This window comes from Thiocapsa roseopersicina (genome assembly GCF_900106925.1).
Classification (GTDB): Bacteria; Pseudomonadota; Gammaproteobacteria; order Chromatiales; family Chromatiaceae; genus Thiocapsa; species Thiocapsa roseopersicina.
On sequence record NZ_FNNZ01000003.1, the window covers coordinates 305,986 to 322,350 of the forward strand.

The window sequence follows — 16,365 nt, forward strand, 5'->3', positions numbered from 1 at the left end:
TTTGAACGTCGTTTATTTATATAGTCGAAAAATAAGCGATGTTCAAATAATATTTTCGGGTGGTTCGGTTGCGGCTAGCTATCAGCCTCCGGCCTCCGCCTCTCCGCATCGGTGCCGGTCACCGCTTGAGAGAGGTAGAGATAGGGCTTGAGCGCCTTGTCCACCGTGCGGTTGGTGATCTTGGTCATGGCCTGACCTAACGGCTTGGAGTCGTTCGTCTTGGTCTGGTCTGCCCCGATGTTGCGGTCGACCAGGAGCAGGATGCGTTTCTTGGCACCGGATCGCCACAGCCGTCAGATGATCTGAAAGGCGGTGTAGGTCTTGCCGGTGCCGGTGGCCACGACCAGCAGGATGCGGTCCGCGGCTCTTTTCGACGCCTCAGGCGCTGCGCAGCCGGGTCACCTTCACCAGCGCCACGGCGGTAAGCGGGAGAATGAAGCCGATCGCCAGTGCGGCGATCATCAAATCGCCCAACTGGCTGTAATCCGCCGGCACGCTCACCATGCCGCTGATGGGATCCTTGACCTCGCGGGTCACGAGGAAGATCTCGTTGAGATACTTGGTCCCCAACTGACCGGCCGAGAGCGCCAGATTGCTGAAGGAGGCCATGACGGCGAAGAAGGTGGCCTTGAGGTTATCCGGGGCCGAGTTGGCGATCCAGGCGAGCATGGGCACCATGGCGACTTGGCCCAGCGGCGACTCCAGAGCCGTGTCCACGATGGCGATGAAGCGGGCATCGACGATGCCGCCGGTGACGGCGGCCGTCCAGTGGTGCAGCCCGAAATACATGCCGACGATGGGCAGGTAGAAGAGGCTGGTGAGCAGGGTCAGGAAGACCACGACATGTGCGATGGAGTGCTCGGCCATGAAGCGTCGGAAGATGAACAGCCCCGCCAGTGCGAGTGTGCTGCCGATGAGCGAGAGCACGGACAGGAACTGCTGGTCGAAGGCGAGCTCGTCGATCATCCACCAGGTCTGACCCGCGCCCGGTCCGGGCATGGCGCGAAAGACGAAGATGATGATGGCCGTACCCAAGAGATAGAGCCGCGCCTCGGCGTCCAGCACGCGCAACAGGCGCGACATGAGGAATAGGACGATCGCCATGGAGCCGACGAAGATGATCTCCTGGTTGTAGGGCACATCCGTGAGTCCCATCCCCAGCGTGAAGACCACGAAGGCCAGGCTGCCCCCGAGGATCCACCAATTCGGCTTGGTGATCTGGGCCGGTCGTTCCAGGCGCGCTCTGGCGTCGGTCTCCTCCAAGCCTTTGGCGACGAGCCGACGCAGGTCGCGGTGTTTAATGAAGCTCGCCAGGGCGACGCCGAGTACCGAGATCACCGGAATCGCCAAGGCCATCTCGTAGATCAGGATATAGGTCGCGACCTTCTCGGCCTCCGACATGGCCTCGACGCCCGCAAAGAGGTAGATGTTGGCCAGCGACACGAGCACCCCGCCGCCGATGATGGCGATCCGCCCCAGTGTTTGCATCGTGGTGTGCATCAGCTTGAGCCGCGCACGATCGATCGGCTGGCCGTCGGCGTCGACCCGCGGGACCGCCTCCACCGTCATGGCATCCGCCACCACGTCCTGAATCACGTAGCCCGTCGGTGCGAGCAGCGCGCCGAGGACATACCAAGCTTCCACCGGCATCACGGCGGCCATCGCCTCGCGTTCCGCCAGCAGGCCGAGCATGATGAGCAGGCTGCCGGTGAGCATGGACGCGCCGAGGTAGACCAGGCCCGCCTTATAGCGCCAGATCAGATCCACCAGATGCCCCAGGGGCATCTTGAGCACCCAGGGAATCCCCGCCCAGAATGCCAGTGCCGCCAAGAAGGAGGCGGGCAACCCGAGATAGTCCTTGACGAAGAAGGTGCCGACGATGGCGGTCAGGCCCTGGATGCCGTAGGCCACGTAGATCATCAAGGGGGGCAGATACGAGAGCCGCATCTCGCGCCCCATCTCGAGGATGTTGCGGTCGAGCCAATGACCCAGAGCGGCCATTGGTCCGGCGATAAAGCTGCTTTGGCCCTCTTGGGGCGTTGGGCCTCTGTGATTAGCGCTCAAGCTGGCATTCTCTTGGTCGGCACAGGCTCGCAGAGTACGCGATCGTGATTCCGTCTGCGAGCGGGAGCGAATCCAACGGGGTTGGCATGCCGCTGGTTTCTGTTCGCCTACCGACGCCGGCGCCGATGCAGGCTGTCCATACGGTGTATCCGCTTCGGCGGCGGGCGTCTCGGCAAACGCGCGAAATCTCCTATACTCGGAGCGCCGGCGCTCGTCGGTCATCTCGTGGTTCAGGTCGCCCCTGTGGCTCCCGTCTTCGCGTGCTGAGAGGAAAAGCCATGTCCCGAAAATCACGGGAGATACGCCTTGGACTCGTGCTGTACGGCGGGGTGTCGCTGGCGATCTATATCAATGGTGTCACGCGCGAATTCCATCGCGCGGTTCGGGGCGAGGGGATCTATCGCGTCATCAAGGCCCTGGTTGACTCGGATATCACGGTCGACGTCATCAGCGGAACATCCGCCGGCGGAATCAACGGTATTCTGCTCGCCCATTCTCTGGTCAACGCAGAGGATTTTGCATTGACCGCGTCACTTTGGCGCGAGCACGGCGATATCGGCGATCTCATCCACGATCCGAAGCGCTGCGCGCAGGCCAACTCGATCCTCGACGGAGAAGGCTATTTCCAGCCGAAGCTGCGCGACGCCTTCCGGCTACTCGGCTCGGGTCCGGGCGCCACGAGCGGGCCGCTCGACGATCCCTCGCCGACACCCGAGCTCGATCTCTTCATCACCGGCACCGACGTTCACGGAGACGTCTACACCTGGTTCGACGAGCTTGGACACTCCGTCGATGTGAAGGATCATCAGGTGGTGTTTCGACTCAAACACCGGGCGCCGCAAGCCGCCGTCGGCGGTACCCCGCGTTATACCGATTTCACCACCGACGCGGACACCGATCTGGCGCTGGCAAAGCTTGCGCGCGTCACCTCCTGCTTCCCCGCCGCGTTTCCGCCGGTGAAGGTCGCGAAGGCGCCGGTTCCGGACAGCACGCAAGCGGGGCAGGAAGAGCGCGCGGACGCCAAGCTGCGGACCTGGGGCCAACTTGCGGGAGACCGCGACTACTTTTTCTTGGACGGCGGTGTCCTCGACAACAAACCCTTCTCCTCCACGACCCGCCAAATCTTCTTCCGCCACGCCGACCGCCCGGTCCAACGCTGGCTCTTTTATGTCGAGCCGGACCCGGAGTCGTTCGTCCCGCCGTCCGAGCGCATGTTGACCGCCCCCGGCGTGGCCAGTGCTGCGATGGTGTCTTTGCTCGCGATTCCAAGCTACGAGAGCATCGGCGGCGACCTCAGGGAGATCGCCGAGCGGAACGCCGAGATCGAGCGTTTCGACATCCTGTGCAGCGGACTCGATGCGGCAGAGACGCCGACCCCCTTGGTCCAGGCCCTCGGCGCCCTCGAGGCGCGCGATCGGGAGAGCGCTTCGGCCGGGCAAGAGGCACGGCCCTCGAGTACCCGGGAGCGCACAGGTCGGCTCGACGGGAACCTCTACGTGCGCGCGCGCCTGCTGGCGCTCGCGCAACGTGCAATTCTCGGTGTCCTGCGACGCAACGGTCGCGACCGTTTGATCACCTCTGCCGCGGAACGCTCTGCTGCCGCGCATTTGGTGCGGGGATTCTTCGAGCACCGGGACGCCGATGCATTGGATACGCTGCACGACTTCGATGTTTATTTCCGCCTGCGCCGTTTGTTCAACCTGCTCTATCTGCCGATCTGGGACGATGCCTTGAAGGCGGCTCCCGCGTCGGACGGTCCCGACCCCGTCCGCGATCTGCACCACGCGGTGTCGAGTCAGGTCGATCTCCTTCAGGTCGTGCTCTCGGTGATGGAGCGCACGGTGGACGCCGCCGAGCTGCGATTTGCCCCGGACGGCGCGCGAGCACCCGAAGAGGTCTGGACCCTGCTGGAGGCGGTGCTCTTCTGTCTCCTCTACCCGGTGCTCGACACGCCCCTCGTGGGTGGAACTCAGGCCCCGCAGATTGCACCGACCCTGCCGTCGGTGCCTGATTCGGCGTTCCTCACGACGCTGCTGCAAACCCTGCGGGCACGTTCGGAGGTGTTGGTCCGGATTACCGGCGAGGTGCCCCGCAGTACCGACGGTGCAGCGCAGCGTCGCGAGCTGTTCCTGCGTGTCTTTACGGCCGCCCTGCCGCCCGAGCGGCGGCCGATGACCTTGCTGCGGGCGCAAGACCGCTCGGTGTGGGATCTGCTTTCGGAGGAGACTGCCGGTGCGGCTGGTCTGACGCGGACCCTGGCGGAGTCCTACACCCGCTTCGGGAGCCTCGACGAGGTGATGTTCCCGCTGCAGAAGGACCCTTTCGTCTTCGAGCGCGATGTGATCCGAGTCGTTCGCCTCAGTCCCAAGGACGCCGTGCTGGGTCTATCGCAGGTCAATGATTATCGCGATAAGGTCGCCGGAGACGTCCTCGGTCATTTCGGCGCCTTCTTCAAACGTTCCTGGCGCTCCAACGACATCCTTTGGGGCCGGCTCGACGGCCTGTCCCAGCTCGCGGAGACCTTGCTGGAGCCGGAGCGGGTACGTGCCGTCTTGGTCGCGCGTGGTGATCGACCGACGCTCTCCGAGCTGGTGGGCGTCGATCTCGCGGGGCTGTTCCCCGGCGCCGATGCGCAACGGCTCGCGCGTCTCGAGAGCGACTTCGCGGCCGTGGCGGGCGACGCACAGACCAATTCCAAGTCCGATTCACCGGCTCATCAAGCCCGGTTTGCTGCCAGCTGGACGCCCTTTCTGAAGGCCCTGATCGAGGCCGGCCAGAATGAGATCCTGGCCGATGATCTACCGACTGTAATCCGGGACGCAGCCCTCCAGGCCACAATTTGGAACAACTTTCCGGTCGATTCAAACGTGGATGCCAAAGCGGATCGCGTCGGCATTCAGGCCGAGCGTCTCGTCTTTCGGCAAGGCGATCGGCCGCTCGATCCCACGCTCGCGGGTTTGCTTGCCGAGTCGGCATGCGCGGCCAAGCTGCTCGGGCCAAGCTCTGAACAGTCGCTGGATCGGGTCGCCTTTTTCAAGGACCACTATCGCGTCGGAGCGGAGAGCGTTGGGGGCCATATTCCGGCGGAGGTGCTTGCCCGGACCGCCACCAAGGCGCTTGCGGTGGCTTATCGCGCGGTCCTCAACGGCCTCCCGGACGATGTCCGTCCTCGGTTCGAGCGTCTCGGTCCGGTCAAGGTCCTGGGGCGAACGATCACCTTGGGGCATGGTCTCTCCGGCCTCTTCGCGACAAGCCGTCAGAGCCGGCGTACGCTGTTCATCGCCGTCTGGGTCCTCGCGCTCATCGCGCTCGGTTTGATGCTCGGCGTGGCGACCGGGGCGCTGAAACCCGGCGAGGGAGTTCAGGGGCTGTTTTGGCTCATCGTTGCTGCGCCTGTCGTGACCCTCGCGCTCTGGGCGGAATTCAAAAGTCGGGGCATCGGCGCAGCCATTCGTTGGGTTTTGGGCCTTGGCGTACTCGCTTTGGCACTCTGGAAAGCGGTCGAGGTGCTGGCCGGCTGGTAGACTCGGCTGCCGCGATCGCGAACGTGCGAGCGAAGAGGCAGGCTGGTCTCCGTCCGCCGCGCCCTGCCGTTGTCGACGTCAGGGGCAAGGATCGATAGGCTCGAGACCGCTCGGTCATGCCGAGTCGCATCTGCCCAAGCTCACGATCGAGATGCGTTGCGGAGCGGCACTGATCGAGGCTCTTCTCGCGGCGGCGAACCTACCCCATCTTCCTGCTGTTGGCTGAGTCGTGCCCTTCGCGGGCGCGTGACCGGGGATAGACGCAGGGGGATGACGGGATGCTCATCGGGGTTCCACGCGAGATCAAGATCCACGAGTACCGCGTCGGTCTGTCGCCGGAGTCGGTGGCGGAGATGGTCGACCGCGGGCATCGCGTCCTGGTGGAGACGGCGGCCGGGGTCGGGATCGGCGCAAGCGACGAGGTCTATCGGGCCGCCGGCGCGCAGATCTGCACGACGGCCGAGGAGGTCTTTGCGCAGGCCGAGTTGTTGGTCAAGGTGAAAGAGCCGCAGCCGCAGGAACGGGTATGGCTGCGCCCGGGGCAGATCTTGTTCTCTTATCTGCACCTTGCTCCGGATCCCGAGCAGGCGCGGGATCTGATCGCCTCGGGTGCCGTCTGTATCGCCTACGAGACCGTCACCGATGTCTCCGGCGGACTGCCCCTCCTGCGGCCGATGAGTCAGGTCGCGGGGCGCCTGGCGGTGCAGGCCGGAGCCACGGCCTTGGAGGTCGCGCACGGCGGTCGCGGTGTGCTGCTCGGCGGCGTACCCGGCGTGACTCCGGGGCGGGTGCTGATCCTCGGCGGCGGGGTCGTCGGCTTCAACGCGGCGCAAATGGCGGTCGGTCTGCAGGCGGATGTCACCATCCTCGACCGCAGCCCGGTGGTGCTGGACCGATTGGCCGCGCATTTCGAGTCGCGCGCGCGGGTGGTCTATTCCAATCGGGCGACGCTGAGCAGTGCGCTCCGGGATGCCGATCTGGTGATCGGTGCGGTCCTGATTCCGGGTGCGATGGCGCCGCACATCGTTACGCGGGCGATGCTCGGCGACATGCGACGCGGGGCCGTCGTCGTCGATGTCTCGATCGATCAGGGCGGCTGCTTCGAGACCTCGCGCCCTACGACGCATGATCAACCGACCTATGTCGTGGACGGGATCCTTCACTACTGCGTCGCGAACATCCCCGGCGCGGTGCCGCACACCTCCACCTACGCCCTGAACAACGCGACGCTCCCCTACGTGCTGGCGTTGGCCGACAAGGGGTGGCGTACCGCCCTTCGGGATGATCCGCATCTTCGCGGCGGGCTCAACGTGTGCGAAGGGCAGGTGGTCCATCCGGCCGTTGCCGATGCGTTGGGCTATCGCGTCGTATCGGCCGCCGACGTGCTTTGATCCGGTTCCGCGACGCCTTCAGGCCCGCGGTCGCGAGGTTCGAGTGCAGGGTCTGGGTCCGCGATGACGCCTCCTCCGCAGGCGCTGGACAAGGCCCGGCGGGTGTCTTGCAGACCCTGCGTGTCGCGAGTATTGTCGGCCCGCGAAGCATGTCTTGACTCGGCGCGGTGTCCCACGGGAGCCCGGCGCCTGTCGGCCTGTTTCACTTGCGCGAGGCACTCAGGTATCGGCGTGCTCCGCTCGGCTCGAGATCGAGTGCGCGAGTCCATCCATCACGGCACCTCCGGTCGACGGATCCGAGGATGTCGATGTTTTATCGAATGTATAAGGAGATCATCGATGTTGCGTCACACCGTGCCCTCTCTAACGATTCGCCGCTCGACGGTCGCACTCTCGGTCCTGTTGCTGACGACCGGAGTCGGCTCATCGTTCGATGCGTTTGCCCGCTTCGGCGGCGGATTCGATCGAGGCGGCTATCATTTCGATGGCGGCGGCCTGGATGCGGGTTATCGCGGCTTTCACCCGATGTACGGGGAAAACGTGCGTCCGCATTGGGGCAGCACGGACGGGAGTTTTGACGGCAATCGCGTCGACCACGATACCTTCAATACCAACGTCAACGTCGATAAGAACTTCTACAACCGGCCCTACAACGGTTTCCATCCCAATTGGGCGAACGGGGGCTATTGGCACAGTCGTCCCTGGAATACGGGTTGGTATCACTGGGCGCCCGATACCTGGGGCTGGTGGGGCACAAGTGCGGCAGCTTGGGGTCTGGCGGGATTGGCCACGGGTGTGGCCATCACGGAGTTGGTGAACAACGCATCGGCCAACCAGACCACTGTCATTGTCGTGCCGCAGAGCGACTATCAGCTCAACTTCGGTTCGGTCGACGCAGTCGGGACACAAGGCGCGAGCTTCAACTACACGCTGTCCGGAGGCGCAACCCTGCATGGCGCTGCGAACTGTCGCCAAGGGTTGCTCAACGGTCAGCCCCCGCAGTCGGCTGCCGACGCGCAGCTCCTGAATGCGGTCTGCCAGGTGGCTTACGGCTCCGCGGGCTGATTGTCCTAGAGTGCAGCCCCGCAGATCGCGGGGCTTTCGTCGGTCGGGATCCGACCGGACGCGCGCATCGAGTGTGGCGCGATGATCATCCAGTGCGTCGGGCCCCCCGGTCGAGCAGGGAGGCCCGCTGATATCGGACAGAGGCCATCGGGTCGGTACGCCGCGTCATGCGTGCGACGCGAGCGTCCGCTCTATCGATCCCGTCACGCTCTTGCCGCACTCACGCGCTTGGACAGGATGGCGCCGCGCATCCCGATGAGGACCAGAGTGCTGGCCAGGAAGGCGGCCACGGCAGTGCCGATCATCATGGCCATCGGTTTGTCTTGCGCGTTGGCGATGCCGAAGGTTTCCCCGAGCGGGGCTAGGATGGCGACATTCTCCGGGGCGGCCAGGATGTAGGTGCAGAAGGCCAGGAAGGCGCCGAAGAAGACGAATTTCCAATCCATGTGCAGGCCGGCGAGCAGGGTCGCGAGGCCGAGCAGGTAGAGCAGCACCAGCAGGTATTTCTGATCGTCGAGCGCAGCGCGCACGCCGTGCGTGTGCAGCAGCCACAGCAGACCGATCACGATCCCCCAGTGCAGGACCTGCTTCAAGGTGTAGAAGAGGTAGGACTGATCCCGGACATAGGCCTGTCCGAAGCCCGAGAGCAAGGAGATGAAGGCGACCACCGGGACGAAGGTCTCCCAGTAGGGTATGGTTCCGGTCGCATCGTCGCGGGTGAGTGCGATCAGAACGATGGCCGCGGCATAGAGGATGACCGAGGGCAAGAGAGCCATCATCAGCGAGCCTTGGTCGGTACTTTTGGTTTTTTTCGCTGTCTCCGTCGAGACAGCGTCTTTGGATTTGAACATGGCGAACCCTCCTTTCGGGTCAGTGTGCGAGTGATCGACGCGACCTCCGGGGTCAGGGGTCCGTCGAATTTGTCAAGCAACCGGATATTAACCCTTACTTTCGATGAGTGTTAAGGGAATTTCAGCAGGATTTTTCGAGTACGTCCGACGGTCCTGGCTTTCTCCGAGCGCGGGCGTCGGACGGATCTGGCGCGTTGGGCAGGGTCGGAGCGGGGGGGCGAGCCGAGGCGAGAGCCGGCGCGCCGATGCCGCGCGACGACGCTCGAACCGCGCAAATTCTGGCGTCTCGGCGGTCGACAGTGTTACGGCTGCGGGCTCGACGTGCCTGCGTCGCGTCGGTGAATCGACGGCATCGCATCGCGGGCGACTCAACACCCTAACCATCCTTGGCCTTGCGGCCGCGCTCGCCGGCGGTTGCGCCTCCGCCCCTTCGCCGCCCTCCAAGCCGCTCGATGCCTGCGCCATCTTCAAAGAGCGCCCGAGCTGGTACAAGGCGACGAAGAAGGCCGAGCGCAAATGGGGGACGCCGGTTGCGGTCCAGTTGGCCATCATTCAGGCGGAATCCAGTTTCCGACACGACGCCCGGCCGCCGGGACGCGTGTCCAGCGCCTACGGCTATTCGCAGGCGATCGACGGGACCTGGGACTGGTACCGGGAGCAGACCGGTCATCGGCGTGCGAAGCGGACCAAGTTCGACCATGCCGTCGACTTCGTCGGCTGGTACACGGACGTCAGTCATCGCACGCTCGGCATCTCGAAATGGGACGGCTATAGCCAGTATCTCGCCTACCACGAGGGTCATCGCGGCTTCCAGCGCGGGACCTATCGGAAGAAGGACTGGCTGGTGCGTGTCGCGCGCCGCGTGGATCAGCAAGCAAAGACCTACGGGGCACAGCTGCGCTCCTGTCGTCGCTGAGCCATTCCCTTTACCTGCGGCGGAACGCGCACTAGAGTTGCCCGGACCCACCGGTGTCGGTGACCACGGGAGTGTCGTCATGCTCGGTTCCTTGCTTCGCTTGCCTGAAGGTCTATCGGCGGGTCTTTTGGCGGGTCTGTTGGCCGCGTCCTTCTCGACGGCTTGGCCGACCCCGAGCGAAGCGGCCGAAGGAGGCGAGCGCAGCATCCTCCTGACCCCGGGCATGGACTATTTCGGCGGAGACTACGAGACCCTCAAAGGGATCGATCTCGAATCCTGTCGCGACGCCTGTCTCGCGGACGCCCGCTGCCGCGCCTTCACCTTCAACAGCAAGGCGGGCTGGTGTTTCCTCAAGGAGTCCGCCTCGGACGCACGTCCCTTCCCGGATGCCGTTTCCGGTCGCGTTCGAATCGGTCAGGCGGCCGTGTCGCCCCCGGATCTTGCCGCCACCCGCAGTGCCGAGCTGCGCTTCCTCCCGCGCGCCGAGCTGGATGCGGCCCGTAAGCTGGCGGCGCGCATCGCCGAGGCCGCACCCCGAGATCAATCGCCCGCTTCCGTGGCCGCCGAGGCCGCGCGGGCTGCCGCGAACAACCCGGTGCGCGCTGCGGACCTCTACGCTGCGGCCCTTCGCCTTGCCCCCGACGAGCGCGCACTCTGGCTCGATCTCGCCCGCACGGCGATGGCCGCCGAGCCCTCCGATTGGCAGGTGCGGCAAAACTTCAAGCGGGACGCGACCGCCGCGGCCGTCAACGCCTATTGGCGCTCCGAGGGCACGTCGGACCGCGCCGATGCGCTGGTCGTGCTCGCTCGGACCCTCGGCGAGCGCGACGATTGGCGCCCCGCGATCCGCGCCCTGCGTGCCTCGCTCGCTCTCGTCGAGGACGCCTCCGTTCGCGACGAATACGACCGGTTGATCGGCGAGCACGGCTTCCGCGTCACCGGACACGAGGTCGACTCGGACGCCGCGAGCCCCCGCATCTGTCTCCAATTCAGCGATCCGCTGGCACGCGACCGAGGTCAGCTTGCCGACTTCGTGCGGGTGACCGACCGCACCGACCTGCCGATCGAGGTCGAGGCCCGCCAGATCTGTATCGACGGCGTCGAGCACGGCGCGCGCTACCGCATCCAGGTCCGCGCCGGCCTCCCGGCGGCGGACGGCGAGACGCTCGCCAAGGCGTCTGATCTCGACATCTTCGTGCGCGACCGCGCGCCCATGGCCCGCTTCCTCGGGCGAGCCTACGTGCTGCCCGCGGGCGGCGATCCGGCGATCCCGGTCGTCTCGGTGAACACGGATCGGATCGACGCGGCGGTCTATCGCATCGGCGACCGCGCCCTCGGCTCGGCGGTCGCGAGCGGCCGGTTCCGCCAGCAGCTCTCGACCTGGGACGCAAAGCAGATCGCCGATCGCTCCGGAGAGGCGATCTGGAACGGCCACATCGAGGTCAAACCCCCGGCCGACACCCGGCTCAATCGCGAGGTCACCACCTCGGTGCCGGTCGGGGAGTTGGTCGAGGATCTGCGGCCCGGCGTCTACGCCATGACCGCCGCCCCCCACAACGCCATGCAGGAGCCCGAGGCGCTCGCGACCCAGTGGTTCCTGGTCTCGGATCTCGGGCTTGCGAGCTTCTCGGGCAACGACGGCCTGCACGCCTTGGTGCGCTCGCTTTCGAGCGCCGATGCGGTCGCCGGCACGACGCTGCGCCTGGTCGCACTCAATGACGACATCCTCGGCGAGGCGACCACCGATGCCGATGGCCATGCCCGCTTCGAGCCCGGTCTGCTGCGCGGAACCGGCGGCAATGCCCCTTCCGTCCTGGTCGCCGAGGGTCCGGACGGCGACTACGGCTTTCTCGACCTCACCCAGACACCCTTCGATCTGAGCGATCGCGGCGTGACGGGGAGGCCCGCGCCGCAGCCGCTCGATGTCTATCTGGTCACCGAGCGCGGCGCCTATCGTCCCGGCGAGACCGTCCAGCTGACCGCCCTGGTGCGCGATGCCAAGGCCGACGCCGTCTCGGATCTGCCGATCACCTTCATCTTCAAGCGCCCCGACGGGGTCGAGCACGGCCGTCTCCTGGCGCAGGATCAGGGTCTCGGCGGCTATCGTGCGACGCTGGACCTCAGCCGCGTCGCCATGCGCGGCACCTGGCGCGCGGCGACCTACAGCGACCCCAAGGCCCCGCCCTTGGCCGAGGTCACCTTCCTGGTTGAGGACTTCGAGCCCGAACGCCTCGCCTTCGAGCTGGAGAGCCCGGTCAAGACGCTGGATCCCGAGGACCTGCCCGAGATCGCCCTTGACGCCCGCTTTCTCTTCGGCGCACCCGCCGCGGGTGTCGCCGTCGAGGGCGAGGTTCAGGTCAAGCCCGCGCAGGGCCTCGCCGCGTTTCCCGGTTTCAGATTCGGCCTGGCGAGCGAGCCGGTCGAGCCGGTCGGCCAGCCTCTGGCGACGACCCGGACCGACGACCAAGGCAAAGCCGAGATCGCCCTGCAACTGCCCGATCTTCCGCCGACCAGTCGACCGCTCGAAGCCGATCTGCGCGTGCGTCTCGTCGAGGGCAGCGGGCGCCCGGTCGAGCGCAGCCTGACCCTGCCGGTCGCGACCCGCCAACCCCGCATCGGTGTGAAACCTCTGTTCGGGGACGCGGTGGAGGAGGGCGGCAACGCCGGGTTCGAGATCATCCTGATCGATGCTGCCAACGATCCGAACGGCCAGCGGCAACCGGCCGAAGGGCTACGCTGGACGCTCTCCCGCCTGACCACCGATTTCCAATGGTACGAGTCCGACGGCAGCTGGAAGTACGAGCCGATCGTCTCGACCCAACGCATCGCCTCCGGCACCCTGGAGCCGGGCCAGATCGACGCCGCGACCGGTGTCGCGCGGATCGAGGCGCGTGTGGAGTGGGGCGGCTATCGTCTGCGTGTCGAAGGCCCGGATGCGACGGCCCTGCCCGCGGATCTCGACTTCGAGGCCGGCTGGTACGTCGCGCCGCGCGCCGTCGACACCCCGGATCTGCTCAAGGTCTCGCTCGATAAGGCCGAGTATCGGGTCGGCGAGACGCTCAAGGCGCGCATCGAGCCGCGCTTCCCGGGCGTGGCCTTGGTGATGGTCATCGACGACCGGCTGATCGAGATGCGCACCGTCGAGGTCCCGGAGGACGGCGCAACCGTCGAGTTGCCCGTCACCCGTGCCTGGGGGCCGGGCGCCTATGTGACGGCCGCCCTCTACCGGCCGATGGATCTGGAGGCCCGGCGTATGCCCGGACGCGCGATCGGGCTGACCTGGGCCGGGGTGGATCCGGCTGAGCGCCGGCTTGCTGTGACGCTCGGCCTTGATCCGGCCACAGGCGTGATCCGTCCGCGCCAACGGCTCGAAATCCCGATCCAGGTCGCCAACGCCCCGGCCGGCGAGCCGGTCTATGTCACCCTGGCCGCGGTCGATCTCGGGATCCTGAACCTCACGCGCTATCAATCGCCCGCGCCGGATCGCTGGTATTTCGGTCAGCGCCGTCTCGGGATGGAGGTCCGCGACCTCTACGGCCAGCTCATCGACCGCATGCAGGGCGTGCCCGGCACGGTGCGCTCCGGCGGCGACGGCGCCATGATCCGGCTCGAAGGCCCGCCGCCCACCGAGGATCTGGTCGCCTTCCAGTCCGAGATCATCCGTCTCGACGCCCAAGGCCGGGCGAGCGTCGCCTTCGATATCCCGGACTTCAACGGCACCTTGCGTGTGATGGCGATGGCCTGGTCCAAGCAAGGCGTCGGCCACGCGGTCGAGGACCTGCTGGTGCGCGATCCGGTCGTCATGATGGCCAGCCTGCCGCGCTTCCTCGCGCCCGAGGACCGTTCGCGCCTGCTGCTCGAGCTGACCCACGTCGACGGACCGGCGGGCGAGGTCAGCCTGACGGTGGCGACCGATGGCGGGCATGTCCGCATCCCCGCCAACCAAGCCGAGCGGACACTGACCCTGGCCCAAGGCGGACGTGCCGCCGTGCAGATCCCGATCGAAGCGGTTTCGGTCGGCGACGAGACCCTGAATCTGGTCCTTCGCACGCCCGACGGGCAGGCGTTGACGAAAACGTTGCGGATCCCGGTCCGCTCCAACGCCCCCTTGGTCTCGCGCAACTCGGTCGTGGATCTGGCCCCGGGCGGGGAGCTGCGTCTCGACGCCTCGGCCTGGTCAGAGGTGCTGCCCGGCACCGGAGCGCTCGCGGTCTCCATCTCGGGCGCCGGACCGCTCGACGTCGCCGGCCTGGTGACGGGGCTGGATCGCTACCCCTACGGCTGCACCGAGCAGCTCACCAGCCGCGCACTGCCCATGCTCTATCTCAACGAGGTCGCGACCGCCATCGGTCTCGGGACCGACACCGAGATTAAGGAACGCGTGCGCGAGGCGATCGGCGAGGTGCTGGCCAACCAGGCCTCGAACGGGAGCTTCGGCCTCTGGGGTGCGGGCGGCGACGACGGCTGGCTCGACGCCTATGTCGCGGACTTCCTCACCCGTGCCCGCGAGCAAGGCTACGAGGTGCCGGATCGCGCCTTCGACATGGCGCTGGACAACCTGCGCAACCGGCTCGCCTATGTGCCGGACTTCAGCAGCGGCGGCGAGGACATCGCCTATGCGCTCTATGTCCTCGCCCGCAACGGTCGCGCCGCCATCGGCGACCTGCGCTATTACGCCGAGACCAAGCTCGACGCCTTCTCCACACCCATGGCCAAGGCCCAGCTCGGCGCGGCGCTAGCCCTCATGGGCGACCGTCCGCGTGCCGATACGGTCTTCCATGCCGCGGTCGCGATGCTGGAGCAGGGCGACGACGACGGCGCTTGGCGCGCCGACTTCGGCTCCGGGTTGCGCGACGGCGCGGCCGTCCTGACCCTCGCCGCCGAGAGCGCGACCGGCGCGGTCGACCTACAGGCCCTCGCCCGACGTCTGGAACAGGGCTGGGTCAACGCGACCGACACCAGCACGCAGGACGACGCCTGGCTGCTGCTTGCCGCCCGAGCCCTCATGCAGGGCGCAGACAAACCGCAACTGACACTCGCGGGCGAGCCCTGGAGCGGCCCCTGGTTCAGCCGACTCGGCGCCGACACCGCCGCCGCGTTGCCCCTGATCGTCGCGAACGCGGGCCAACGCCCGCTGGAGGCGCTCGTCAGCGTCGGCGGCATCCCGCTGACACCCGAGCCCGCCGGCGGCGACGGCTACCGGATCGAGCGCGCCTACTACGACCTGGACGGCCGCCGCATCGACCCCTCCACCGTCACCCAAGGCGACCGCATGGTCGCCGTCATTACCGTCAGCGCAGACGCCCAGCGCCAAGCGCGACTCATCGTCGACGATCCGCTCCCGGCCGGCTTCGAGATCGACAACCCCAGTCTCATCAAGGCCGGCGACATCGCCGACATCGCCTGGCTGGGCCTGGAAGAAACCGCCGAGCATGTCGAGTTCCGCGCCGACCGCTTCGTCGCCGCCGTCGATCGAGGTCCGAAGGCACCGACCCGCTTCCAGCTCGCCTATCGCCTGCGCGCCGTCTCGCCGGGCGTCTTCGCCCACCCCGCCGCCACGGTCGAGGATATGTACCGCCCGCAACGGCGGGCGTGGACCGAAACGGGGAGGGTAGAGGTTGCGCTGCCGGCACGCTGACCGTTGCCGGGAGAACCAGCGATGAAATCGCACCGGGAACACAGAACAGCATTTTCAAACAAGCAGGCTGGAAGTGACATCATGCGCTATGCAATCGTCATCGAGAAAACAGCGAGTAACTTCTCTGCTTATTATGTCCCGGATCTTCCGGGCTGCATCGCCACCGGCGCCCCAGTAGAGGGGGTCGAAGCGGAAATCAAGGAGGCTATCGCTTTACACCTCGAGGGTATGAGAGCAGACGGGATCAAGCCTCCCATTCCTCAAAGTCGAGTCGAGTATGTGGAAGTCGCGGCATAACGAATACCGCGGCACAGCCAATTGCGGAACCGTCCGCCATGGCTGATTCATACCCGCAAGCCATGGAGTTTCTTACATGACCGATTACCAAGCATACGAAGACGCGTGCGAAAAGATCCGGGCCGAGAACGCAATTCTGTTGACGGAGTTCGTGGCTTGGCTCAAGGCGTCCGGCCTGTCCGAGAAGGTCGTCAAGAACCATCATGCAAATATCGATTTCTATATCAACGACTACTTGCTTTACGAGGACGCGCTCGAGGCCAAAGACGGCGTGGACGGTGTCAGCTGGTTTCTCGGCGACTGGTTTATCAGGAAGGCCATGTGGTCAAGCCAAGCCAGCATTAAGGAGAATGCAGCAAGCCTTAAAAAATTCTACGCCTTCATGCATGAAAAAGGCTTGGTCAGCAAGGACGATCTGGTCGAGTTGAAGCAGATCGTCAAGGAAGGGATGCCGGATTGGTTGGAAAGCATGAGGGACTACAACAACGCCGGGATCGACGATCCTTGGTGAGCGCGACGGAACGACAGTTTGCGGACCAAAACCACCCTGAAGCGCCTGGTGGAGTTGAGACGGGATCGCCGAGCATCTTGCGCTGGATGTATCGAGGGACGCGCCATT

9 protein-coding genes and 1 pseudogene are annotated in these 16,365 nt (G+C 65.9%); 7 read left to right on the forward strand and 3 right to left on the reverse strand.

Going from position 1 to position 16,365, the window contains the following annotated elements; genetic code table 11:
• Window positions 1-98: 98 nt before the first annotated feature.
• Together BLV04_RS05645 and BLV04_RS05650 are read right to left on the reverse strand one after the other, a co-directional pair.
• Window positions 99-380, reverse strand: a pseudogene (locus tag BLV04_RS05645) (DEAD/DEAH box helicase family protein); the annotation flags it as partial.
• Complete coding sequence (locus tag BLV04_RS05650) at window positions 379-2,064, reverse strand: MFS transporter (RefSeq protein ID WP_245731740.1); 1,686 nt, start codon at window positions 2,062-2,064, stop codon at window positions 379-381. The gene BLV04_RS05650 and the pseudogene BLV04_RS05645, both read right to left, overlap by 2 nt.
• Before the next feature lie 278 nt (window positions 2,065-2,342).
• Between BLV04_RS05650 and BLV04_RS05655 the strand changes: the two genes are divergently transcribed.
• The 3 genes from BLV04_RS05655 to BLV04_RS05665 all read left to right on the forward strand — a co-directional run bounded on the left by BLV04_RS05655 (window position 2,343) and on the right by BLV04_RS05665 (window position 8,044).
• The gene (locus BLV04_RS05655; RefSeq protein WP_175534509.1) at window positions 2,343-5,588 is read left to right on the forward strand and encodes a patatin-like protein; all 3,246 of its coding nucleotides are present in this window, start codon (window positions 2,343-2,345) and stop codon (window positions 5,586-5,588) included.
• A 278-nt stretch (window positions 5,589-5,866) separates the two neighbouring features.
• Window positions 5,867-6,979 carry an alanine dehydrogenase gene (gene ald, locus BLV04_RS05660; RefSeq protein ID WP_093028903.1) on the forward strand — a complete coding sequence of 371 codons (1,113 nt, stop codon included), beginning with the start codon at window positions 5,867-5,869 and terminating at the stop codon, window positions 6,977-6,979.
• A 339-nt stretch (window positions 6,980-7,318) separates the two neighbouring features.
• Entirely contained in the window at window positions 7,319-8,044 is a 726-nt protein-coding gene (locus BLV04_RS05665) for a hypothetical protein (RefSeq protein WP_093028905.1), read from the forward strand.
• A 203-nt stretch (window positions 8,045-8,247) separates the two neighbouring features.
• On the opposite strand, the gene BLV04_RS05670 is transcribed toward BLV04_RS05665, so the two are convergent.
• Window positions 8,248-8,895 (reverse strand): hypothetical protein, encoded by a 648-nt coding sequence (locus tag BLV04_RS05670; protein ID WP_093028906.1) that lies wholly within the window; start codon window positions 8,893-8,895, stop codon window positions 8,248-8,250.
• A gap of 103 nt (window positions 8,896-8,998) precedes the next feature.
• Here BLV04_RS05670 and BLV04_RS05675 point away from each other — a divergent pair, with 103 nt between their 5' ends.
• The 4 genes from BLV04_RS05675 to BLV04_RS05690 all read left to right on the forward strand — a co-directional run bounded on the left by BLV04_RS05675 (window position 8,999) and on the right by BLV04_RS05690 (window position 16,257).
• Window positions 8,999-9,811 carry a transglycosylase SLT domain-containing protein gene (locus BLV04_RS05675; protein ID WP_245731742.1) on the forward strand — a complete coding sequence of 271 codons (813 nt, stop codon included), beginning with the start codon at window positions 8,999-9,001 and terminating at the stop codon, window positions 9,809-9,811.
• Between the two features lie 79 nt (window positions 9,812-9,890).
• Window positions 9,891-15,449: an alpha-2-macroglobulin family protein gene (locus BLV04_RS05680; RefSeq protein WP_093028908.1), complete on the forward strand. Its 5,559-nt coding sequence runs from the start codon at window positions 9,891-9,893 to the stop codon at window positions 15,447-15,449.
• A 21-nt stretch (window positions 15,450-15,470) separates the two neighbouring features.
• Window positions 15,471-15,746, forward strand: a complete 276-nt coding sequence (locus BLV04_RS05685) for a type II toxin-antitoxin system HicB family antitoxin (RefSeq protein ID WP_342721890.1) — start codon at window positions 15,471-15,473, stop codon at window positions 15,744-15,746.
• 76 nt (window positions 15,747-15,822) lie between these two features.
• Window positions 15,823-16,257: a recombinase gene (locus BLV04_RS05690; RefSeq protein WP_093028911.1), complete on the forward strand. Its 435-nt coding sequence runs from the start codon at window positions 15,823-15,825 to the stop codon at window positions 16,255-16,257.
• The last annotated feature ends 108 nt before the right edge of the window (window positions 16,258-16,365 follow it).